This window comes from Bradyrhizobium sp. Ghvi (assembly GCF_900115265.1).
In the GTDB taxonomy this organism is placed as follows: domain Bacteria; phylum Pseudomonadota; class Alphaproteobacteria; order Rhizobiales; family Xanthobacteraceae; genus Bradyrhizobium.
This window is the reverse complement of sequence record NZ_FOVU01000021.1, coordinates 34,592-55,786: the sequence shown is the minus strand read 5'-3', so window position 1 is coordinate 55,786 and position 21,195 is coordinate 34,592. Positions and strand designations below refer to the sequence as shown.

Here is a 21,195-nt window from a genome sequence, read left to right as displayed (position 1 = left end):
GCGGCGGGCCCTACCATTTTTTTGAAAGGAGCTCGCGAAGGGCGGCTGCATCGAGCATCTGCTCGGCAAGAAGCTTCTTCAGCTTCGCGTTCTCCTCCTCCAGGGTTCTCAGCCGCTTGGCCTCGGAGACATCCATGCCGCCGAATTTGGCCTTCCAGTTGTAGATTGTCGCTTCGGAGATCCGGTGCCTGCGAGCCAGATCGGCCGTCTTCGCCCCGGCCTCATGCTCCTTCAACACCGCGATAATCTGCTCTTCCGTAAACCTTGCTCGCTTCATCTGTCCGTCCTTCTTCAGGCCGGACTCTAACTACTTCTGGAGGAAATACTCAGTGGCAGGTCAGCGGTCCTCGCTCGGCTGCGTGCACCTTCAGGAACGCGATCATCTAATCCTCAGTGAACCGTCGCTTCAACCGAGCGTCCCGCGTCTGGCTTGACAAGGAAGATGCGGACGATTGATCGCGATGTCTCATCAGGATCGTCGATTTCCTGACATGTTGCGTTCCTCGTGCCGAACTTGCGACACTGCTCATGGAGCGATGTTGCGATCACATGGGCGATCTGTAGAGCCAATTCCCTATATTCCATTCGCAGTCTGATGATGCGTCGCCTGATTTGATCGTCGGCGGCTGAAGACTGGGTTCAGGATCTTCATCTGCGTAGGCAGTCACGGATTGGCTTCTTCGTTTCAAAGCTCAGATAGCCTTTCGTGCCCTGACGCGCTTACGCAGTTTACAAGTGACATAGATATTCGCATCCGCCGGCGCTGGCGCAGGATTTCGGCTACGCGGGGACGAAAATTAAAGAAATTCAGCTCTGCGAGGCCGATAATCTTTTCGTGAAAAGAAGAACTTCCGTCGACCGCAAGGTCGCGCGGTCAAACGTAGGCTGGGACGGAATGCGCCATTTGGTCAACCGAAGACGGCTCGTGCAGGCCTATTCCTGTGATATCGAGAAGCTGCAATCCATCAAACAAGAACATCAGGGTCTGGTAGTCGGCGGCGCTGCAGTACCGGGAGAAGCGCCCGGACCGAGGAGAAAGCCGATGCCGCGCACGGATGATGCCTTTGTGAAGTTTTCCAGCGTCCAGAAAACCTACGACGGCCAAACTCTGGTCGTTAAGAATCTTAATTTGGACATCGCCCGAGGTGAGTTCTTGACCATGCTGGGTCCCTCCGGCTCCGGCAAGACGACGACTCTCATGATGCTCGCGGGTTTCGAGGTGCCCACCCACGGGACGATTCTTCTCGGGGGAATCCCAATTGATAAAATGCCCCCGCACAAGCGCGACATCGGCATGGTGTTCCAAAGCTATGCGTTATTTCCGCATATGACGGTGGAGGAGAATCTCGCCTTCCCACTCAAGGTTCGCAATCTCGCCCGAGCTGACATCGGGACCAGGATCAAGAGGGCGCTCGACATGGTCCGGCTCGGCGCCTATGGCACCCGGCGTCCCGGTCAACTTTCCGGTGGCCAGCAGCAGCGCGTCGCGCTTGCCCGAGCCCTAATCTTCGATCCCAAGCTCGTGTTGATGGACGAGCCGCTCGGTGCGTTGGATAAGCAATTGCGCGAGCAGATGCAGCTCGAAATCAAGCATATCCACGAGGGGCTCGACATCACGGTTGTCTATGTGACGCATGACCAGGGCGAGGCGCTGACCATGTCGGACCGAATCGCGGTTTTCAACGACGGGGTCATCCAGCAGCTCGCTGCGCCCGCCGAGCTGTACGAGCGGCCACAGAACGCCTTTGTCGCCCAGTTTATCGGCGAGAACAATCGGCTGCAGGGACGCGTCGTGGCGATGAACGGCGGGACGTGCAAGGTGGAGATTGCGGGCGCAGGGAATGTGGAGGCGCTGGCGATCAATGTCGAGGCGGTTGGCCGGCCGACTGTGCTGTCGTTGCGGCCAGAACGAGTGAAGCTGAACCCGACGCCGGGTTCGCTGCCGAACATCTTCGCCGCGGAGGTTGCGGAGGTGATCTATCTCGGGGATCACGTGCGCGCCCGGGTTTCGGTCTGCGGCCGTGATGATTTTGTGGTCAAGCTGCCCAATTCGGAATGTGTGGTCCAGATCGAGGCTGGTTCTGCGATCACCATCGGTTGGAAGACAGAGGATTGTCGAGCGCTCGATGCGCTCTGACGACGACCGAGCCTTCACGGCAACAAGGTGACCTGGTTCTTTGGCAACGCACCTCCATCCTTGGGGGTGACATAGCAGCGAGAGGGGAGACATGAGAAAGTCATTGATGATCGCGAGCATCCTAGCCATGACCGGCTTCGCAGCGGTGGTGCTTGCGCCCGCGAAGCCAGCTTTCGCCGGCGATCAGCTAACGGTCACCTCCTGGGGCGGCGCCTTGCAGAAGAGCATGCGCGGCGCCTATTTCGAGCCATTCTCGAAGGTGACCGGCATTAAGGTCACCGAAGACGAGTGGAACGGCGAGATCGCCAAGATCCGCGCCATGGTCGAGTCCAAGACTGTGAGTTGGGACGTTGTGGACGGCGACCGGAGGTCTGCAATCCAATTGTGCAATGAAGGCATCCTCGAGAAGATTGACTGGACCAGGCTTGGACTCGACCGGTCCAAGTTCATCGGGGGCGACAAGTATGACTGCGGGGTGCCTTCCTTCATAAGTGCCACCGTCGTTGCATATGACAAGGATAAGCTGCCGAACGGCCCGAAGACCATGGCTGACCTTTTCGATCTGAAGAAATTTCCCGGCAAGCGCGGGCTGTGGAAGAACCCTTACCAAAATCTCGAATGGGCACTGGTTGCGGACGGCGTGGCTACCAAGGACGTCTACGCGGTCCTCAGCACGCCCGAGGGTGTCGACCGCGCTTTTAAGAAGCTCGACACGATCAAGAAGGATGTTGTCTGGTGGGAAGCCGGCGCCCAGCCGCCGCAGCTCCTCGCCGATGGTCAGGTTGTCATGACGTCGGCCTGGAACGGCCGCGTCTACGATGCGATAAAAAACTCCGGCAAGCATTTCGGGATCATGTGGGATGCCGAGATGTGGGGTGCGGATCTCTGGGTGATTCCGAGGGGTGGTCCGCGGTTGGATGATGCCTACAAATTCATCGCCTTCGCCAGTTCTGCTCAAGCGCAGGCCGACCTGACACACTATATCTCCTACGGGCCCACCAACAAGGACGCGCTCGCGCTTGTCGATGCGCCGATCCTTCCCGACCTCCCTACTGCGCCCGAACATATGGCCAATTCTATTGAGACCAATCATGCCTTCTGGGCTGAAAGGGGCGACGAACTGCGCCAGCGCTTCACGGCCTGGCTCGCGAAATAGACTAAAGTGGGACGGCCGGGCGCTTCGGTCTCCTCGCCGCAATCGACAAACTGAGAGAGACGCTTCGATGTCGACAACGGTCGTCCAAATCGCTGGCGAGCCCGACACCGTTCCGCTGCGGCTCAAGCTGCAGCGGATCGAGCGCCGGCGCAAGCTGAAGGCCGTTACGCTGGTCCTGCCGCTGCTGCTGTTCATTCTGTTCGCGTTCGTACTACCGATCGGTCAGATGATGTTCAACGCAGTCCATGACAGTACGCTGCTGACACTGATGCCGCGAACCACGGCAGCGCTACGCGCTTGGGATGGCAAGGACTTGCCCGACGAGGTTGCCTATGCCGCTCTCGCCGGAGACCTCAGCCAGGCTTGGGAGCAAAAGACCATGGGTGCCATTGGCAAGCGGATGAACTATGAGCTGCCCGGCACCGGCAGCGAGTTCACGTCGAGCGCCCAAAAGGCGCGAACCCTTTCCGCAGGCCCATACAAGGCGGCGTTGATCGAGATCAGTCCGTTGTGGGCGCGGCACGACGTCTGGAGCCTACTTAAGCGCGGAAGCTCGGCCTATACGGCCTATTACCTGCTGCGCTCGGTCGACTACCAATATGGCCCTGACAGCCAGATCGTTGCCTCTCCCCCGGACAACTCGATCTTCCGCATGATCTTCCTGCGCACGCTAGGCATCAGCATTGCTGTGACCGCCGCGACCCTGCTGCTAGGCTTCCCGCTGGCCTATCTGCTGGCAACCTTGCCGCCAAAGACCAGCAATCTGCTTATGATCATGGTCGTGCTGCCGTTTTGGACCTCGCTGCTGGTGCGCACGACGGCTTGGGTCGTGCTTCTACAGCAGCATGGCGTGGTTAACGACGTCCTGCTGGCGTTACATCTTATATCGCAGCCTGCCGAGCTCATCTACAACCGGGTAGGCACGGTGTTGGCCATGACTCATATCCAGCTGCCATTCACGCTGCTGCCCATCTACAGCGTCATGAAGACGATTCCGCCCATCCATGTCCGCGCCGCCCGCTCGCTCGGTGCCGGCCCGTTCTACGCCTTCTGGAAGGTCTACTTCCCGCAGACCCTGCCGGGGATCGCCGCCGGCTGCCTGCTGACTTTCATCTTGTGCCTGGGCTATTACATCACCCCGGCCCTCGTCGGGGGGCCGAACGACCAGATGATCAGCTACTTCGTCGCCCACTACACGAACGAGGAACTCAATTGGGGGATGGCTTCGGCCCTTGGCGCTATCCTGCTCACCGCGACGCTGCTGCTTTATTATGTTTTTAACAAGTTAGTCGGTGTCGACCGGATTAAGCTGGGATAGAACAATGGCCGCTTTCCCTTATGCCTCGCCTCTGGAGAAGGGCTGGTACTATCTGCACCGGGTAATGTGCGGGATGGTACTGCTGTTTCTGATCGCGCCCATCCTCGTGATCATCCCGCTCTCCTTCAATTCCGTGCCTTTCTTCACCTATCCAATCTCGGGGCCGTCGCTGCGTTGGTACGATGAATTCTTCTTAACAATCCGCTGGCAGGGCGCGCTATACAACTCGATCTTCGTCGCGGTATCGGTCACGCTGCTGTCGACCGTGCTGGGCACGCTAGCCGCGCTCGGACTTAGTCGCCCGAACTTCCCCTGGCGCACAGCAGTGATGAGCCTGCTAATTTCGCCTATCGTCGTGCCGGTCGTAATCACTGCGGTGGCCGTATATTTCTTCTATGCAAATGTGGGGCTGCTCAACACCTACACCGGGCTGATTTTGGCGCACACGACGCTGGCCACGCCGTTCGTCGTCATCACCGTGACCGCGACCCTGATGAGTTTCGACCACTCCCTGACCCGCGCGGCCGCCGGACTTGGCGCGCCGCCGATCACTGTCTTCTTCAAAGTCATCCTGCCGCTCATCCTGCCGGGCATGATTTCAGGTGCCCTATTTGCCTTTGGCACCTCGTTCGACGAAGTGGTGGTCGCTCTTTTCATCGCAAGCGCTGGGCAGCGGACCTTGCCGAAGGTCATGTTTTCTGGCATCCGCGAGCAGATCAGTCCGACTATTACTGCCGCCGCCACCGTGCTGATCCTTTTCTCAATCGCCATGCTGACAACCGTTGAGCTGCTGCGGCGGCGCTCGGAACGCATGCGCGGCATCCGTAGCAATTGACGTTTCCTGTCGCATTAAATCTCATGCAGGAAATCCCTGCTGGATCGCCGCGAGCGCCTCCTCGTCGGCCACCGATTCAACCGAGTGTACCTGCTACCTTTGGCTGAACTGCGCGCGGGGACAGCGCAGGGCGACCGAGTCTTTGAGAGGGGGTGTTCATGCGAGGGCTGTAGAAGCCGACGCGACTCAAGTCGCTGTCGGCTGCGATCGACGACCTGGGCAGGGGGGGCCGGTTTCTGCTCGTTACTGAGGCGCTCCAGCGCGCTGGGTCGTACCCTGGCGTGAATGAACCTCCTTGTTGCGTTTGAACTATGGTAACCGGTATGAACTCCCACGTCCGCAGTGATCAGCGGGCGCGTGGGTAGCGGATCGGCATCCAGTATTGGCGCAGCGCCTCGACGGTCGCTGGAATGTCGAGGTGGGCATTGCGGAGAAAGTCCTCGGTCTCGCGGCCGCTTCGCGGCGGTCCGAGCCGCGGACGGCCCTGATCGTCGCGACAGTGCAGCAGGATGGGCAGCAGCAGGCCGTGATTGACGTTGCTGGCGTCCAGCAACGGCGCCCACACCGACAGCCTGAGCCGCATCGCGGCATAGAAGCCCTGGCACCAGGGACGCGGATCGATATCGCCATTGACTTCACGCGGGTGCATCGGCGCGAACTGGCGAGGCGTGGTCGACAGGGTCTGGCTGATCTCGTTATGACGCAGCGCGACGGCGGAAATCGCCGCGAACTCCGGGGTGCCGCCGTGGTTGAAAGCATCGGCATCGATGGCGAGCAGCGGGCAGATCCAGTCGAGTGGGCTCATCGACACCGGTCCGGTCACGATCGCGGCGACATAGCCATCGAGCGTGGGAATGCTGGTGGCGACAGGATGCCGATCAACGCGAGCCTGGAGCCATCGCTCGAGTTCCTCAAGTGGCATCGCGGCTGCCGCCGACGACGCTGCTTTATGACGACGCGGGCTCATGCCGCGGCCTGTGCGGTGCGCTGGCACGCCGCCTTCCAGTTCCAGGCGAGCAGCTCGTGCAGCTGATGGCTCTTGGTTCGCCCGGACACGATGCGCTCCAGCACGTCGGCCAGGTAGGCCTGCGGATCGAGTTCATGGAGCTTTGCCGTGTTCACGAGCGACGCCAGGATCGCCCAGCTCTCGGCGCCGCCCTCGCTGCCGCTGAACAACGAGTTGCGTCTTCCCATGGCAATCGGGCGCATGGAACGCTCGACCGTGTTGGAATCGACCTCGACGCGGCCGTCACGGAGAAACAGCGTCAGGCCATCCCAGTGATTGAGCGCATAGTTGATCGCCTCTGCCAGCTTCGACTGGGAGAAGAGCTGGCCCACGATCTCGGTCAGTCGCGCCTTGAGCGCCGCCATCAACGCTGCGCTCCTGGTGCGGCGGGTGGCCAGCCGCTGCTCCGCACTGTTGCCGCGGATCTCCGCCTCGATGGCATAGACCGCCTGCAGGCGTTCGATCACCTCGCGCGCAAACGGCGACTGGGTCGTCTTGAACACCTCGACGAATTTGCGTCGGGCATGGGCGAGACAAAAGGCGAGCTGGATCGCGCCGCCGTGACCGCGGGCGAGCGCCTTGTAGGCGGCATAACCATCCACCTGCAGAATGCCGGAAAAACCCGTCAATTGTCCGGCGATCTCCTCGGTGCCGCGGCCGTCGGCGAACACGTAGGCGACCGCCGGCGGCGAAGGGCCACCCCATGGCCGGTCATCCATGGCATGCGCCCAGAACTGGCAGATGCGAGTGCGATGTCGTCCGGGATCGAGCACCGGCACCGGGGTCTCGTCGCAGAACACGCGCGGCGAGGCCTGGATTGTGCGCAGCTGGAGCTCATAGAGGCTCTTGAGCCACCAGGCCGCACGCTTCACCCAACCGGCAAGCGTCGACCGGTCAAGATGGACGCCCTGGCCGGCCAAAATCTGCACCTGCCGGTACAGCGGCAAATACCAGGAGAACTTGGAGACCACCACGTGAGTCACGAGCGCGGTCGAGGCCATGCCGCTCTCGATCAGGCGCGGCAACGCCTTCACCTGGACCACGCCATCGGTGCAGCTGCGGCCGCCGTATTTGGGACGGATCGTCCGCGGCACGCGCAGGATCGCCGGGATCACGTCCAGCACCTCGCTGACGTCCTCGCCGATCTTGTGGAGCTGGCCCTGGCAGCACGGGGGCGGTCGCCTCCGGCTCCAGCACCTGCTCACAGCGCCGCAGGTGCTTGGGCAGCGCGCCGATGTTGCGGCGCGCCTTCTTGCGCAGCTTATCAGACGGCTTCGCCGCAGGCGCATCGTCGTTGGCAGCCGCAGGCGGGGTGGCGCCGGTCTCAAGGTCGTCAAGCTCAAGCGCGAGTTGCTCGGCCACGAGCGTGGCAAGCCGCTTTGAGCGCTTCCCGAAGATCATCTCCTTGAGCGTCTGCATCGCCACGCGCAGCTTCTCGTTCTCGACGTCAAGCGCGAGCACCATCTCGGTCAGAGTCGCCGGATCGGTCGGGAGAGCATCGGGGCGAATCGCCATAATCGAACGATACATGCGCCCGCTCCATGCTCCAGCGAAATCCTCACCTCTCAGCCAACAACGGTCGGCTGCTTCACAGGCTTGGGTGAGACACGCGTCCACTCGAGTCCGTCGAGCAGCATCGCGAGCTGCGTCGCACTTAGATGCACCACACCGTCGCGGATCGGCGGCCAGGTGAAACGCCCCTGGTGCAACCACTTCGTCACCAGCACCATGCCGCTGCCGTCCCACGCCAAAAGCTTCACTCTGTCCATGCGTTTGCTGCGGAACACGAAGACGTCGCCACAATACGGGTTCGCATGCAGCGCTTCGCTCACCAGCGCCGACAGCGTGTGCACCGACTTGCGGAAATCGACCGGCTGTGTCGCCAGCACCACCTTGAGGTCAGACCGCAGCGCAATCAACGGATGCCCCGAAGCGCCGACAGCACCGTCGAAAGCGTCGCCAGCTCCACGCCCGGCTCAACCCGGATGCGCGCCCCACTCAGTTCGATCTCGATCACTCCGCAGGCCTTCGCCGGCGGCGCGGCGATCTCCAAAGGCCTCGTCTGTGCTGGCGAACTGCACTCGGACTCGCCGGCCGTCTCGCCGTCGCTCTCGGCCCCAATTTGGATCGGCACGAAGCTCGACGCCTTGCCGGCCACCACCGCCGCAACCTGGCGTCGCCACACCGTGAGCAGCCCGCGGGAAACGCCATTGCGTCGCGCCACCTCGGAGATGTTCGCACCTTCCTCAAAGCTCTCCGCCGCGATCCGGGCCTTCTCCTCGCCCGTCCATCCTCGCCGCCGGCGCTCCCCCGTGATTACCTCGACGCGACGATAGGAATCGCCTTCCTGCCTGGCATCAAGCATGGCATTTGCCATCGTTCCACCTCCAACGAACCGCTCATGCCAGGCTGTATCGCGCGCAAGCCGAGGGATGGCTAGGTGGGGGCGTCACGCCGGTTACGAACTATGCATAGGTGAACTGGGGCCAGCAATCGGAAACGATATCAATGTGTGCGAGCAAACGTTTTCCGGCCGCAGTGAGGAGGAAACGCTGGCGCGGCTGCTGCTCTCTTGCTGCGCTTGGAGCGAACGCAGAGCAATCATTTGGCCCTGCTCGCCTTGTACATCCATATCCCGCGCACGCGCATAATTCCTCGATCCTCAAAGGCTGACGAGAAATTATGGGCGCTGCTCGCGCGGCAGACGCCGCCGCCAAGGTCGTTCCCAATATTATTGTAGTCTCCTCGGCTGCCGGCTCCCTTTGAAGTGGGATTAACCAGCATGGTTTCACCAACCCGTTGAAGCTTGGAAAGACCTCTCATAGCGACCTTGCATCAGTCCTTAGGCTGACAGCGCGAAGCTTCATGCTTTGCTATTGCGCGCACAATTTCTGCTCGACCGCCGACAATATTAGTGAAATCCCGATTCTGCACCGAGGTATTAGTTTGAAGTTATTGCCGCTTTGGCGCGGCTTCGGAAGTAGGTTCCGGAGAGAGGAAAGGTCGGAATGATTTCCGAGGGGTTCGGCACCTGTGCGGCGGCACAGGCTTGGAGTTCGAGGGAACGTAGCCCGGAACAGATTGCGGACTCCGCAATCGAGGAAGTAGGGGCGGCAATGGTGTCCATCCATGTGCCCGATCTCCAACCTGCGCAGGGCTCGCAGAGGCCGGCGCTGTATCGGGCGGTGGCAGGGCGCACCTGGAAGTTTGACATCAATTGGGTCATTAACCTGAGTGCGGCGGTGGGCGGCGCCTCCACATTGGTTGTGGCAGAATCTCGCTCGCACCTAGAATCGCGGCCGCGTGGGATCGATGGACGTGTGCCGGTGGGGCCGCGTGTCGCGCGACGCGGGCGTCGAGCGCATCTGCGAAAGCGCGTCGGAAATCCAGCGCAATACCATTTCTCGGCGCTGGTGCGCCTGTGTGGGATCTGATCAATGCATAGACTGGAACGTCTCCTGCGTCCGAAATCGATCGCTGTGTTCGGTGGCATGCAGGCGGCCCGCGTCGTCGCGCAATCGATCAAGATGGGCTTTGCCGGCGAGATCTGGCCGGTACATCCGGCCAAGGACGAGGTTCATGGTCGCAAGGCCTACCGTTCAGTGGCTGACCTGCCCGATGCGCCCGATGCGGCCTTTGTCGGCGTCAACCGGCACCTCACCATAGAGGTGGTCAAGGGGCTGGCCGAGCGTGGTGCCGGGGGGGGCGTCTGCTATGCCTCAGGTTTTCTCGAAACCGGAGCGTATGACCCGGACGGCGAACGGCTGCAGGCCGAGCTCGTCACTGCCGCCGGCAAGATGCCGATCATTGGTCCGAACTGCTATGGACTGATCAACTATGCCGACGGCGCGCTCTTGTGGCCCGACAATCATGGCGGCATCAGGCTGGCCGAGGGAGGCCGTGGCGTCGCCATCATCACGCAGTCCTCGAGCATCGCTATCAACATAACGATGCAGAAACGTGGCCTGCCCATCGCTTTTCTGATGACTGCGGGGAATCAGGCTCAGACCGGTCTTTCCGAAATGGCGCTCGGTCTGATCGAGGATGAGCGGGTCACCGCACTTGGCCTGCATATCGAGGCCTTTGACTCGGTAGTCGGCTTCGAAAGGTTGGCGGCCAAGGCTCGTGAGCTAAAGAAGCCCATAATTGCCATGAAGGTTGGTCGTTCCGAGCAGGCAAGGCAGGCGACGGTCTCGCACACCGCATCGCTGGCCGGCTCCGATGCTGCTTCCGGCGCCTTCCTTAAGCGGCTCGGCATCGCGCGCGTCGATTCTGTCCCGGCATTCATCGAGGCACTAAAGCTGCTGCACATCACCGGACCTCTTTCCGGCTATAAGCTCTCCTCAATGAGCTGCTCGGGTGGCGAGGCTTCCCTCATGGGCGACAGTGCCGAAGGCCGCCCGGTTTACTTCCCGGGGCTAACGGCCGACCACCGCGCCCTTATCAAATCCACGCTCGGGCCGCTGGTCGCGGTCGCCAATCCGCTCGACTACCATACCTTCATCTGGAACAACGAGCCGGCGATGACAGCCACCTTCACGGCCATGGTATCGGGTGGCTTCGACCTCAACATTCTGGTGATCGATTTCCCGCGCCGCGACCGCTTGAAAGTTGATGAGTGGGGTTTGGCGACCTTGCGTTCCTTTGAAGCGGCGCTGAAGACGACCAAGGCGCACGGCGCGATCGTGTCCACGATTCCCGAGAACTTGCCAGAGGACTACGCGGCCGGGCTGATCGCCCGCGGTATCGCGCCACTGTTCGGTATCTCGGAAGCTATGGAGGCAGCTCAGGCGGCGGCGTTCATCGGCGAGGTTTGGCGCGAGCCGCAGGCGCAGCCTGTCAACACCACGGCTACAGAGGCGTCATCTGAGGCCAAGCGCCTGACGCTGGACGAAGCCGAAGCCAAGGAGAAGCTGATCAAGGCAGGCCTTCCGGTGCCGAGAGGGAAGCGCGCCAGCAATGTGGAGGAAGCGGTGAGTTCATCAATGGCGCTCGGCTTTCCAGTTGCGCTGAAGGCGCTGGGTGTCAGCCATAAATCGGAAGTTGGCGCGGTGCGGCTGAACCTCACGGACGCTGGCTCCGTCAATACAGCGGCACATGCTCTCTTGCCGCTCGGATCTGGTCTCTATGCGGAGCGAATGGTGAGCGACGGGGTCGCCGAGCTGATCGTCGGCTTCACCCGCGATCCGATATTCGGCGCGGTGATGACGCTCGGCAGCGGCGGTGTGCTGGTCGAGCTGTTGCGGGACAGCGTCACCCTAATGCTGCCGGCCACGCGCGAGGACATCGGGACCGCGCTGCGCGGCCTAAAACTCTACCCATTGCTCGAAGGTTTCCGTGGTCGGCCGAAGGCCGATATCGCGGCGGCTATCGATACCATAGCAAGAATCGCCGACTTCGTTCAGAGGAATGCCGGCGAGATCGAGGAACTCGATATCAATCCACTGATCGTCTGTGGAGAAGGCAAAGGCGCTTGGATCGCCGATGCGCTGCTGGTACTTGGAGAACAGAAGAATGGCTGACGTCATCACCACTCGCCGTGAAGGCACTATCCTTGAGGTCACGCTCGACCGCCCGAAAGCCAATGCCATTGACTGGAAGACGTCGCGGCTGATGGGGGAGGTCTTTAAAGCGTTTCGCGACGATCCGAACCTGCGCGTCGCGATCCTCAAGACTGCCGGCGACAAGTTCTTCTGCGCCGGCTGGGATCTCAAGGTGGCTGCCAGCGGCGACGTAGAGGGCGCAGAAGTGGTCGACCGAGATTTGGGTGTCGGTGGATTCGGCGGGCTGCAGGAACTGCCCGACTTGAACAAGCCGGTGATTGCTTGCGTCAACGGCATGGCGGTCGGGGGAGGCCTCGAGCTGGCGCTCTCATGCGATCTGATCTATGCGTCGGATCATTCTTCCTTCGCGCTGCCGGAGATCCGCGCCGGAACGCTGGCCGACGCAGCCACAATCAAACTGCCGAAGCGTATCCCCTATTACATTGCAATGGACCTTCTGCTGACCGGCCGTTGGATGGATGCCGCAGAGGCGCATCGCTGGGGACTGGTCAACGAGGTGCTGTCCAAGGAGCGGCTCGAGGAGCGTGTCTGGGAGGTTGCTAGGCTGCTCGCTAGCGGCCCACCCCTGGTCTTCGCAGCGATCAAAGAAACGGCGCGCGTGGCGGAATCGCTGACCTTCCAGAAAGCGAGAGACAAGGTAGCCCGCCGCCAGCTTGCAACGGTCGACGCGCTCTACGACTCAGAGGACACGCGCGAGGGCCGCCGGGCTTTCGCAGAAAAGCGAGAACCGGTTTGGAAGGGGAGATAATCGCAAAATTGCCGAGGTGGCGCTCCAGTTGCGTGGTAACGTCCCAGGCAGCACACGCCGCCCGATGAGAAGCGCTGCCGTCCCGTTTGTCTCGAGTACTGCATTCCACATTTCAAGGGATGATCGTCCGCCGGAGAGTTCTCTCATCGCCTTCGTCAATGGTCCTGCTCTCCTCATTGGGGCGGCGCCTGGCGGGCTCAGGCTTCTCTTGATAATCGATCGCAAATCTTGACATGTGTTCGCGTTTAAGCGCGTGGTTCGACATGGCATTAGCGGTTCCGTCGGACAGCATGCCATGGAGCGACGTCAGCCGCGGACCGTCCCCGCGAGACCCGCATCATGAGAACTAGGGCGACCCATGAATGCTCTGCTCGGCGCGGGCCTCAATCGCGGATCAAGACGCCTTGATCCACCCGATCATGGAGCGGTGAGCTTCGATGGTTGCATCGATATCGTGCTGATCTCAGGGGCGGGCCCTCAACTCGCCGGAGACGAATTCCTCTTCACGTGGCTTAAGCTGGCGCCGCTCCAACATGACGCCGCGAATTTCGCGCCGTCCTCGGATCACTTTCTCGACATTGCCGCGAATGGCGACCAGGACGCCGCTCGCCGCCGCAGGATGCGCGCAACATAGGCGCAGTGGCTCTTGACGCGGACTTCCTCGGACCATTCCGTCTGCACCTGCCCAGCGGAGCAGATTCTATCCGATATTCGCAAGCTGCCTGCCTTTCCGGCCAGTGCCTCTGCCCCGTCGCACATGGCGCGACTTCAAACCGTAGAGTTGGCAATGCTGGAGCAGTTCTTAACCGCGGCAGATACTCCCTGGGCTGTCGCCGAGCGAGCGAGGCAAAGATCGTGCGGGTTCAGTCTCGATGACCGTTCCGCGCTGCCACAGCGGGATGTCATGCTCCTTCCGATTGCGAAGAAGTCTGCGAGCACTCCGTTGAGTCGCCTTTGCGAGGACCGAAATCCGGTTCAGCGCCCGCACGCCCTTACTCCGAAGCCATGATGGCGCATTAACTCATCCAACCCTGCCAAGACGCTGCATTTAGGCGCGAACCGAAGCCTCAATGCACAAAAAAAGAATTGAGGCAGACTATAGTTACCTGGGTCGAAGGAGTTCTGAGTGTGATCGCTGAAACAGGCGGCCATGGACCCGATGGGATCGAGGGTCGGAAGAGCTCAACACCTTGTGCGCAGGCCGCTCAACGGATCCGCGTCGTCAAATTGGCGCGCGGATAGCGGTAGTTCACAGCTGAATTCGCTCAGTGGGGAGTCTAATGGATCTCGCGTTCACAAAAGAAGAGCGGGCATTCCGCGAAGAAGTGCGTCAGTTCCTGCGGGACAACGTGCTACCGGAGATCCGGCGCAAGCTGGCCGAAGGTCGGAAGCTTGCAAAAGATGAGATTGCCGCTGGGGCACGTATCCTCAACAAGAGGGGCGTCCCGACTTGGCCCAAAGAATATGGAGGCGCGGGGTGGACCCTCGTGCAGCAGTACATTTTCGAAGAGGAGGTGCGTGCGTTTCCGGCGCAGCTTACGTTCGGCATGGGGGAATCCCTGGTTGGCCCGGTGATCTACACCTTCGGCAGCGAGGTGCAGAAAAAATACTATCTGCCGCGTATCGCGAACGCTGAGGATTGGTGGTGTCAGGGCTTCTCGGAGCCCGGCGCGGGCTCCGACCTTGCCTCATTGAAGACGCGGGCCGTGCGCAATGGGGACCGCTATGTTGTCGACGGCCAGAAGATCTGGACGAGCGGGGCGCAATACGCCGATTGGATCTTTTGCTTGGTCAGGACCGATCCTGACGTGAAAAAACAACAAGGTATATCCTTCCTCCTCATCGACTTGAAGACGCCCGGCGTTACCGTGCGTCCAATCCGGTTGATTGACGGCGATCATGTGGTAAACGAAGTATTCTTTGACAGTGTTCGTGTTCCGATTGAGAATCTCGTTGGTGAGGAGAACAAGGGGTGGGGATACGCCAAGTATCTTCTCGGCAACGAACGCTTCGGCGATGCCGGCGTAGGCATTTCTAAGGAGCGCATCCGGCTCGCCAAGGAACTCGCCGAGCGGGCTTGCGTCCGCGGGGCGCGCCTCATCGATCAGACCGCTTTTCGGGAAAAGGTCGCCGCGGTCGAAGTTCAGCTGAAGGCGCTCGAGATAACTCAGCTTCGCGTGGTTGCGAGCGCATCGAAGCAACAGAAAGGTACGCAGGATCCCGCAAGCTCCATCCTAAAGTTGAGGGGCTCGGAGGTCGAACAGGCGTCGGCGGAACTTCTCATGGATGCGGCCGGACCCTACGCGCTTCGCGATCTCTCGCAAGAAGAGCGTGAGGGCCGCAACGAGCCGCCGGTCGGCGCCTATGGCGCAGCGCGGAGTGCCCCCACTTACTTCTACAGCCGCGCGGCCTCGATCTATTCGGGCTCCAGCGAAATTCAAAAGAACATCATCGCTAAGGCGATCCTCGGCCTCTGATGCCTCAAGGGTCGCTGGCACCGCGTCCCGGTTCAGGAGAAATTCGGCAGTGAACTTTGATCTATCAGAAGAGCAGCGGCTCTTGAAGGATAGCGTCGAGCGACTGATGCTTGACAGTTATAGCTTCGGTGACCGCCGCAAATACCAGACGGAGAAGCGCGGCTTCAGTGAAGCGATGTGGGCGCGCTATGCTGAACTCGGACTCTTGGCGTTACCATTTGCCGAGGAGCATGGCGGCTTCGGCGGCGGCGCCGTCGAGACGATGATCGTCATGGAGGCCTTTGGCAAGGCGCTGATCCTGGAGCCCTACTTTGCGACCGTGGTTCTCGCTGGCGGCCTGCTTCGGCTTGGTGCAAGCGAGGCGCAAAAGGCCGAGTTGATCCCCTTGATCGCGGAAGGCCGGACAAAATTAGCCTTTGCTTATGCGGAGCCGCAGTCGCGCTACGATCTCGTCGACGTTGAGACGCGGGCGAAGCGGGACGGGGACGGATGGATTCTGAACGGCAGCAAGGACCTCGTTCTCCACGGCGATGCGGCCGACAAGATTATTGTATCGGCGCGAACGGCCGGAGACACGCGAGAGAATGATGGGGTCGGACTCTTCTTGGTCGACGCCGATGCGCCGGGCCTTACACGGCGCGGTTATCCGACCCAGGATGGTTTGCGTGCGGCCGACATTACTCTTGAGAGGGTGCGCGTTGAGACAGCCAATGTCATTGGCGATCCTGCAGGCGCGTTTCCGGTCATTTCGCGGGTGGCGGACGAGGCTGTCGCGGCGCTCTGCGCCGAAGCAGTCGGCTCGTTTACCCAAATGCAGGCCATCACTCTCGACTATCTCAAGACGCGCGAGCAATTCGGTAAGAAGATTGGCTCATTTCAGGTGCTGCAGCACCGGGCGGTCGACATGTTTGTCGATTTGGAGCAGTCGCGCTCGATGGCCATTTACGCCGCGATCATGGCGGTCGAAAGCGACGCATCCGAGCGCGAGCGCGCGGTCTCGGCGGCAAAGGTCCAAATTGGCCGGTCGGCTAAAGCGATCGGGCAACAGTCAATTCAGCTCCATGGCGGCATTGGAATGACTATGGAGCACAGCGTCGGTCACTATTTCAAGCATGTGACCATGCTCGACACGCTGTTCGGGGATGCCGAGCATCACCTGAGACGGCTTGCCGCCCTTGGAGGGCTGAGTGGCGATCAGCGAATGGAATAAGATCCAAAGGAATTTGGTGCGGGTGAACTGATCAAGCTGGAAGGTCGCGCATGATCGCGATTGTCGTGGTCAGCGGTCTTTCCGTAGACGCGATGACGCCGCGACGGAAAGCGGACGCATTCGATGCTGAAATAGCTTAGAGGATGAAATGAAGCTGCTTGTGCCCGTGAAGCGGGTTATCGACGCAAATGTAAAGGCCCGGGTGAAGGCAGACGGCTCTGGCGTGGAACTCGCCAACGTAAAGATGGCGATAAATCCTTTCGACGAAATCGCGGTGGAAGAAGCTATTCGGCTGAAGGAAGCGGGCAAGGCGGAGGAAATAGTCGTCGTTTCGATCGGCCCGGCGCAGGCGGCTGAGACGCTGCGTACAGCACTTGCCATGGGTGCAGATCGGGCCATCCTCGTTAAAGTGGACGAACTGGTCGAGCCGCTCGGTGTAGCCAAGGTGCTCAAGGGCGTCGTCGAGGTTGAACGACCCCGCCTGGTCATACTTGGCAAGCAAGCGATCGATGACGACAGCAATCAAACCGGCCAGATGCTAGCCGGATTGCTCGGCTGGGCGCAGGGCACCTTCGCCTCAAAGGTTGAGGTTGCCGCCGATCGTGCCCGGGTAACGCGTGAGGTGGATGGCGGTCTGCAGACGGTCGATTTGAAGCTGCCGGCAATTATCACCGTGGACCTGCGTTTGAACCAGCCGCGCTATGCCTCTTTGCCCAACATCATGAAAGCCAAGAAGAAGCCTCTGGACGAGAAGGTCCCGGCCGATTTCGGCGCCGACGTAAAGGCCAAGCTCAAGGTCATCAAGACCGAGGAACCGAGTAGCCGCAAGACGGGAGTCAAGGTTGGGTCCGTCGCCGAGCTGGTGGACAAGCTCAAGAACGAAGCCGGCGTGCTCTAAGGCGCACTAGTGGAGACAGCCTCATGACTATCTTGTTAATCGGCGAACACGACAATACCTCTCTATCTGAGCAGACGGCCAAGGCTCTGACGGCGTCCCTGCAGATCGGGTCGGATGTCGACGTGCTGATCTCTGGCAAGGACGCCAAGGCAGCTGCTGACGCCGCCTCCAAGCTCAAGGGTGTACGAAAGGTTCTATTGGCCGAGGCCGATGAACTCACCGAGCGTCTACCCGAACCGACAGCAGCACTAATCGTGTCGCTTGCCGGCTGCTACGATGTCATCGTCGCCCCTGCTACCTCGACAGGCAAGAACGTTGCCCCGCGTGTAGCGGCGCTGCTCGATGTCGCGCAGGTTTCCGAGATCATCGAAGTGGTTTCGTCCGATACCTTCAAACGCCCGATCTGCGCGGGCAATGTCATCCAAACCGTGCAGTCGACCGACGCCAAGAAGGTTATCACGGTGCGCACCGCTTCCTTTGCATCTGCGCCTGAAGGCGGTTCGGCCTCGATCGAGACGATCCGGCCTGCGACCAACCCCGGCATCTCCTCCTTCGTGGAAAACAGGCTGTCCGAGAGCGAGCGTCCCGAGCTGACCTCGGCCAAGATCATCATCTCCGGGGGGCGTGCGTTGGGGTCGGCCGAGAAGTTCGAAGACGTCATCCTGCCCATCGCAGACAAACTGGGGGCGGCCGTCGGTGCTTCTCGCGCCGCCGTTGATGCTGGCTACGCGCCGAACGACTGGCAGGTAGGTCAGACCGGCAAGGTGGTTGCGCCGGACCTCTACATCGCGGTAGGCATCTCGGGCGCTATCCAACACTTAGCCGGCATGAAGGATTCGAAGATCATCGTGGCGATAAATAAGGACGAAGAGGCCCCAATCTTCCAAGTCGCCGACTACGGCGTTGTTGGCGACCTCTTCGCCATCCTGCCCGAACTCGAAAAAGTACTTTGATCTCAACTATCTCGCGCTCAGACGGCTTTCAATCGCGGGTAGGCGGTGCTCAGCTCGTGCTGAGTGAGGAGCGCGAGACGATTCTCGGGCATCGAGGTGAGATCGCGGTGCACCGGATGTTCCGCCGAGATAACGCGGCTTGCACTCAGGAGACGTGCTTCGCAGGAGGGATCGGCCTGGGCGCCAATGCCTCGTGACGCGGGCGCCCTCTAACTCTGGCGCTGCGGTGAATCTCGGGCGGCTTTCAGGAGCGTCCGTGCTTCCATACCCTTCCGTAGCATCCGCGCGGGACGTTTCAGTTCGGTAGGTAGCAGCAATGAACGGACATCCTAAAAAAAGCTCCCGTTCCAAATCCGGTGGCGAAGCCAAGGCCTATGTCGATCCGTGCGTGAGTGAACCGATCCTGGACCCCACGCGACCGATCATTGATCCGCATCATCACCTATGGGATTGGCGGCGATTTGTAGCGGGCATGAGGCCTCAGTGTGCCTACGACAATGTCCTGCACCGCACGCCGCGTTACTTGCTGGACGAACTGCTCGCGGATCTGGAGAGCGGACACGACATCCGAGCCACCGTCCATTTGGAATGCGGCTCGATGTATCGCGGATCGGGCGCGACCGAGATGACGCCCGTCGGAGAAACGGAATTCGTCAACGGCATAGCGGCCATGGGCGCCAGTGGCACATACGGCGACCGTCGGCCTTGCGCTGGAATCGTTGGCTATGCCGATCTCACCCTAGGATCGCGCGCTGCGGCGGTGCTCGAAGCTCATATGGCGGCGGGCGCAGGACGATTTCGTGGCATTCGGCAAAGCGCGTCGTATGACGCGGATCCAGATGTCTTAGGATATCCCTCGCGACGGCCCCAAAGGCTCTATCGCGACGCGCAATTCCGTGCGGGGTTCCGCAGTCTTGCACCGCTCAATCTTTCCTTCGACGCATGGCTTCTCGATCCGCAGCTTCCGGATCTGATAGATCTAGCGCGCGCCTTTCCCGACTCACCAATTTGCCTGAACCACGTCGGCACGCCGCTGGGGTACGGCTCCTATGCCGGCAAACGCAAAGATCGGTTTGATATTTGGCGCGCTAATATCGAGGCGCTCTCCGAATGCCAAAACATTTATGTGAAACTCGGCGGCCTTGGTATGCACTACTCCGGTTTTCCATCGCTGATGGCCGAACCACCAGCATCCTCCGTGCAGCTCGCCGAAGAATGGCGCCCCTATATCGAGACCTGTATCGAGGCCTTTTCCCCCTCGCGCGCGATGTTCGAGAGCAATTTTCCGGTCGATGCGTTGACGTGCAGCTACGCAACCTTATGGAACGCCTTCAAGCGCATAACCGCCTCCTATTCGTCAGCTGAGAAACATGAACTCTTTTTCGGCGCCGCGGCCCGATTCTATCGACTGCAGGTCTAGCCGACGATCCGGTGTGTGCTTCCATACGCCCCATTCTTCTGAAATTGGCTGTTCAAGCGCAAGTTCCGGGAGCTAAGCCCAACCGTCCAAGTATATTTTAACCTTGGCACGACGTGGTCGTCACTTTCCCAATGAAGGTGCCGTTACACAGCCGGTGGGCGCCCTTCTGCTCGAGCAATACGATGAGTGGAGCATTCAGCGTGGGCCGCTCCGCTGAGCGATCATTCTATCATGTGGGAGAGCACGCCCGCCTTAGCCTGGTCTATCAGCGCGGCGAGCCATGGCGCTTGGGCTGGTCGGCAAGCTCCCGCCGCTCTGTTTACGGCGGCGCCGGCGTCGTCGGGGGAATCGTTGCCGGATAAAGGGCGCGACGACGCGCCTCCTGCTTATCCGCTTCATCGAGATGGGCGGCGCGCCGAAGCGCTCCATTCCAGCACTATCGAGAAGCAGACAAGCCACTTTCCGGTCAGCTATTCTCGTGTGCAGTGCTATCATCGAAGCGCGTAGCGCGCGTTCTCACAGCTTGCGAAAACCTGCCGCATCTTTTCAGCTGTCTCGGACCAATCGACCTAGCGGCGGCAAATCATCTCCATCACGTGCGCCTTGCAGATTGGCTAATCTGAGCAGTCACTTCCGACGCTGCAATCTCGGTAACAACACGTCCATATTGCGTGAAAGCTTCGCAATCCCCAAACAGGCACAGCATTTCGGCCGTGCCCGCGCCAAAATTGGCGAAATTCGGCTTTGCTGCGACGCTATAGTCTTGCGTGGCGCCTAAGGCGAGGCCCTCGGCGCTATCATCAACCCGGGTGACATCCGGACATCCCAGAAGTTAGGCCGCCGGCGGCCGAGCCAAGTACCTCGACAAAAGCTATGTTCATCTACCGCTGCTCCGTTCAGAGATCTTGGCTTGATATGAACGGCCATATGAACGCCCGTCCGTACTTCGATGTGTTTTACGAGGCCGGAGACCTTGCTTGCCGGGACTTGGGGTTAGGCATGTCCTATCTCGAGGAAGGCCATTCCGTCTTCACCGGCGATTTCCACATCACTTACGTCCGCGAGGTTCGCGCCGGAGGAAGCCTGACGGTGGCCACTCGTGTACTCGATCTCGACGCTAGGCGCTTCGTGTTTCACCAGGAGATGATAGACGACCGCGACGGCGCGCTCGCGGCGACGGCGGAGCAGCTGCAGCTCAACGTCGGCGTTGCAAGCCGGAAAGTTGAGCCGTTCCGCCCCGAGGTCTTCGAGCGCCTCCAGAAGGTGCAGCGTAGTCCGGATGCGGGTCCGCCGCGAAATGTCGGCCGAGCGGCATCTCTCATGGTGCGTGCGCCGGCCCGATGAGCTGGCGCCCCAACATTCTCGCGCCGATCGCGCGGCTCGGCCGAAGCGTCGCCGGCAGGGCCTTCGTAAACTTTCAATGCCAGAAAAGGACTTACCGATGGACATTCATCATGCCGGTGGGCTCAGCAG

Annotated in this window: 16 protein-coding genes and 2 pseudogenes; 13 read left to right on the top strand and 5 right to left on the bottom strand. The window is 60.7% G+C overall.

Features of this window, described 5'->3' with window-relative positions:
* Positions 1 to 16: 16 nt before the first annotated feature.
* Positions 17 to 277: pseudogene (locus BM374_RS35885) on the bottom strand (transposase); the annotation flags it as partial.
* Positions 278 to 1,042: 765 nt separating this feature from the next.
* Here BM374_RS35885 and BM374_RS35880 point away from each other — a divergent pair.
* From BM374_RS35880 to BM374_RS35865, 4 genes are all read left to right on the top strand, one after another.
* Positions 1,043 to 2,137, top strand: a complete 1,095-nt coding sequence (locus tag BM374_RS35880; RefSeq protein ID WP_244552831.1) for an ABC transporter ATP-binding protein — start codon at positions 1,043 to 1,045, stop codon at positions 2,135 to 2,137.
* A 106-nt stretch (positions 2,138 to 2,243) separates the two neighbouring features.
* Positions 2,244 to 3,293: an ABC transporter substrate-binding protein gene (locus BM374_RS35875; RefSeq protein ID WP_244552829.1), complete on the top strand. Its 1,050-nt coding sequence runs from the start codon at positions 2,244 to 2,246 to the stop codon at positions 3,291 to 3,293.
* Positions 3,294 to 3,360: 67 nt separating this feature from the next.
* On the top strand, positions 3,361 to 4,611 hold the full coding sequence (locus BM374_RS35870) for an ABC transporter permease (protein ID WP_092303464.1): 1,251 nt from the start codon (positions 3,361 to 3,363) through the stop codon (positions 4,609 to 4,611).
* A 4-nt stretch (positions 4,612 to 4,615) separates the two neighbouring features.
* Complete coding sequence (locus BM374_RS35865; RefSeq protein ID WP_092303462.1) at positions 4,616 to 5,446, top strand: ABC transporter permease; 831 nt, start codon at positions 4,616 to 4,618, stop codon at positions 5,444 to 5,446.
* A gap of 346 nt (positions 5,447 to 5,792) precedes the next feature.
* On the opposite strand, the gene BM374_RS35860 is transcribed toward BM374_RS35865, so the two are convergent.
* From BM374_RS35860 to tnpA, 4 genes and pseudogenes are all read right to left on the bottom strand, one after another.
* Entirely contained in the window at positions 5,793 to 6,368 is a 576-nt protein-coding gene (locus tag BM374_RS35860) for a UPF0149 family protein (protein WP_244552828.1), read from the bottom strand.
* Between the two features lie 41 nt (positions 6,369 to 6,409).
* A pseudogene (gene tnpC, locus BM374_RS35855) lies at positions 6,410 to 7,967 on the bottom strand (IS66 family transposase).
* Between the two features lie 50 nt (positions 7,968 to 8,017).
* Positions 8,018 to 8,371 (bottom strand): IS66 family insertion sequence element accessory protein TnpB, encoded by a 354-nt coding sequence (gene tnpB / locus BM374_RS35850; RefSeq protein ID WP_092303460.1) that lies wholly within the window; start codon positions 8,369 to 8,371, stop codon positions 8,018 to 8,020.
* A complete protein-coding gene (gene tnpA, locus BM374_RS35845) occupies positions 8,368 to 8,829 on the bottom strand; it encodes an IS66-like element accessory protein TnpA (RefSeq protein ID WP_092303458.1) in 462 nt (153 codons plus the stop codon). Before tnpA ends, tnpB begins: the two co-directional genes overlap by 4 nt.
* Positions 8,830 to 9,460: 631 nt before the next feature.
* Here tnpA and BM374_RS40395 point away from each other — a divergent pair.
* The 9 genes from BM374_RS40395 to BM374_RS35795 all read left to right on the top strand — a co-directional run bounded on the left by BM374_RS40395 (position 9,461) and on the right by BM374_RS35795 (position 21,066).
* On the top strand, positions 9,461 to 9,886 hold the full coding sequence (locus BM374_RS40395) for a 3-keto-5-aminohexanoate cleavage protein (protein WP_502689489.1): 426 nt from the start codon (positions 9,461 to 9,463) through the stop codon (positions 9,884 to 9,886).
* 3 nt (positions 9,887 to 9,889) lie between these two features.
* The gene (locus BM374_RS35840; protein WP_092303456.1) at positions 9,890 to 11,974 is read left to right on the top strand and encodes an acetate--CoA ligase family protein; all 2,085 of its coding nucleotides are present in this window, start codon (positions 9,890 to 9,892) and stop codon (positions 11,972 to 11,974) included.
* Complete coding sequence (locus tag BM374_RS35835) at positions 11,967 to 12,764, top strand: carnitinyl-CoA dehydratase (RefSeq protein WP_092303454.1); 798 nt, start codon at positions 11,967 to 11,969, stop codon at positions 12,762 to 12,764. Before BM374_RS35840 ends, BM374_RS35835 begins: the two co-directional genes overlap by 8 nt.
* Positions 12,765 to 14,044: 1,280 nt before the next feature.
* Positions 14,045 to 15,241, top strand: a complete 1,197-nt coding sequence (locus BM374_RS35825; RefSeq protein ID WP_092303450.1) for an acyl-CoA dehydrogenase family protein — start codon at positions 14,045 to 14,047, stop codon at positions 15,239 to 15,241.
* A gap of 49 nt (positions 15,242 to 15,290) precedes the next feature.
* Positions 15,291 to 16,451, top strand: coding sequence for an acyl-CoA dehydrogenase family protein (locus tag BM374_RS35820; RefSeq protein ID WP_092303448.1), 1,161 nt, complete (start codon positions 15,291 to 15,293; stop codon positions 16,449 to 16,451).
* A 148-nt stretch (positions 16,452 to 16,599) separates the two neighbouring features.
* Complete coding sequence (locus tag BM374_RS35815) at positions 16,600 to 17,349, top strand: electron transfer flavoprotein subunit beta/FixA family protein (RefSeq protein WP_092303446.1); 750 nt, start codon at positions 16,600 to 16,602, stop codon at positions 17,347 to 17,349.
* A 23-nt stretch (positions 17,350 to 17,372) separates the two neighbouring features.
* Positions 17,373 to 18,302 carry an electron transfer flavoprotein subunit alpha/FixB family protein gene (locus BM374_RS35810; RefSeq protein ID WP_092303444.1) on the top strand — a complete coding sequence of 310 codons (930 nt, stop codon included), beginning with the start codon at positions 17,373 to 17,375 and terminating at the stop codon, positions 18,300 to 18,302.
* A gap of 316 nt (positions 18,303 to 18,618) precedes the next feature.
* Positions 18,619 to 19,722: an amidohydrolase family protein gene (locus BM374_RS35800; protein ID WP_092303440.1), complete on the top strand. Its 1,104-nt coding sequence runs from the start codon at positions 18,619 to 18,621 to the stop codon at positions 19,720 to 19,722.
* Between the two features lie 873 nt (positions 19,723 to 20,595).
* A complete protein-coding gene (locus tag BM374_RS35795) occupies positions 20,596 to 21,066 on the top strand; it encodes a thioesterase family protein (protein WP_092303438.1) in 471 nt (156 codons plus the stop codon).
* The last annotated feature ends 129 nt before the right edge of the window (positions 21,067 to 21,195 follow it).

What these genes read in the sequence shown, in the direction of transcription:
- BM374_RS35875 (WP_244552829.1), top strand. Translation starts at nt 2,244, where the DNA reads ATGATCGCGAGCATCCTAGCCATGACCGGCTTCGCAGCGGTGGTGCTT.
- BM374_RS35840 (WP_092303456.1), top strand. Translation starts at nt 9,890, where the DNA reads ATGCATAGACTGGAACGTCTCCTGCGTCCGAAATCGATCGCTGTGTTC.
- BM374_RS35880 (WP_244552831.1), top strand. Translation starts at nt 1,043, where the DNA reads ATGCCGCGCACGGATGATGCCTTTGTGAAGTTTTCCAGCGTCCAGAAA.
- BM374_RS35815 (WP_092303446.1), top strand. Translation starts at nt 16,600, where the DNA reads ATGAAGCTGCTTGTGCCCGTGAAGCGGGTTATCGACGCAAATGTAAAG.
- BM374_RS35860 (WP_244552828.1), bottom strand. Translation starts at nt 6,368, where the DNA reads ATGCCACTTGAGGAACTCGAGCGATGGCTCCAGGCTCGCGTTGATCGG.
- BM374_RS35865 (WP_092303462.1), top strand. Translation starts at nt 4,616, where the DNA reads ATGGCCGCTTTCCCTTATGCCTCGCCTCTGGAGAAGGGCTGGTACTAT.
- BM374_RS35795 (WP_092303438.1), top strand. Translation starts at nt 20,596, where the DNA reads ATGTTCATCTACCGCTGCTCCGTTCAGAGATCTTGGCTTGATATGAAC.
- BM374_RS40395 (WP_502689489.1), top strand. Translation starts at nt 9,461, where the DNA reads ATGATTTCCGAGGGGTTCGGCACCTGTGCGGCGGCACAGGCTTGGAGT.
- BM374_RS35835 (WP_092303454.1), top strand. Translation starts at nt 11,967, where the DNA reads ATGGCTGACGTCATCACCACTCGCCGTGAAGGCACTATCCTTGAGGTC.
- BM374_RS35810 (WP_092303444.1), top strand. Translation starts at nt 17,373, where the DNA reads ATGACTATCTTGTTAATCGGCGAACACGACAATACCTCTCTATCTGAG.
- BM374_RS35800 (WP_092303440.1), top strand. Translation starts at nt 18,619, where the DNA reads ATGAACGGACATCCTAAAAAAAGCTCCCGTTCCAAATCCGGTGGCGAA.
- BM374_RS35825 (WP_092303450.1), top strand. Translation starts at nt 14,045, where the DNA reads ATGGATCTCGCGTTCACAAAAGAAGAGCGGGCATTCCGCGAAGAAGTG.
- tnpA (WP_092303458.1), bottom strand. Translation starts at nt 8,829, where the DNA reads ATGGCAAATGCCATGCTTGATGCCAGGCAGGAAGGCGATTCCTATCGT.
- BM374_RS35870 (WP_092303464.1), top strand. Translation starts at nt 3,361, where the DNA reads ATGTCGACAACGGTCGTCCAAATCGCTGGCGAGCCCGACACCGTTCCG.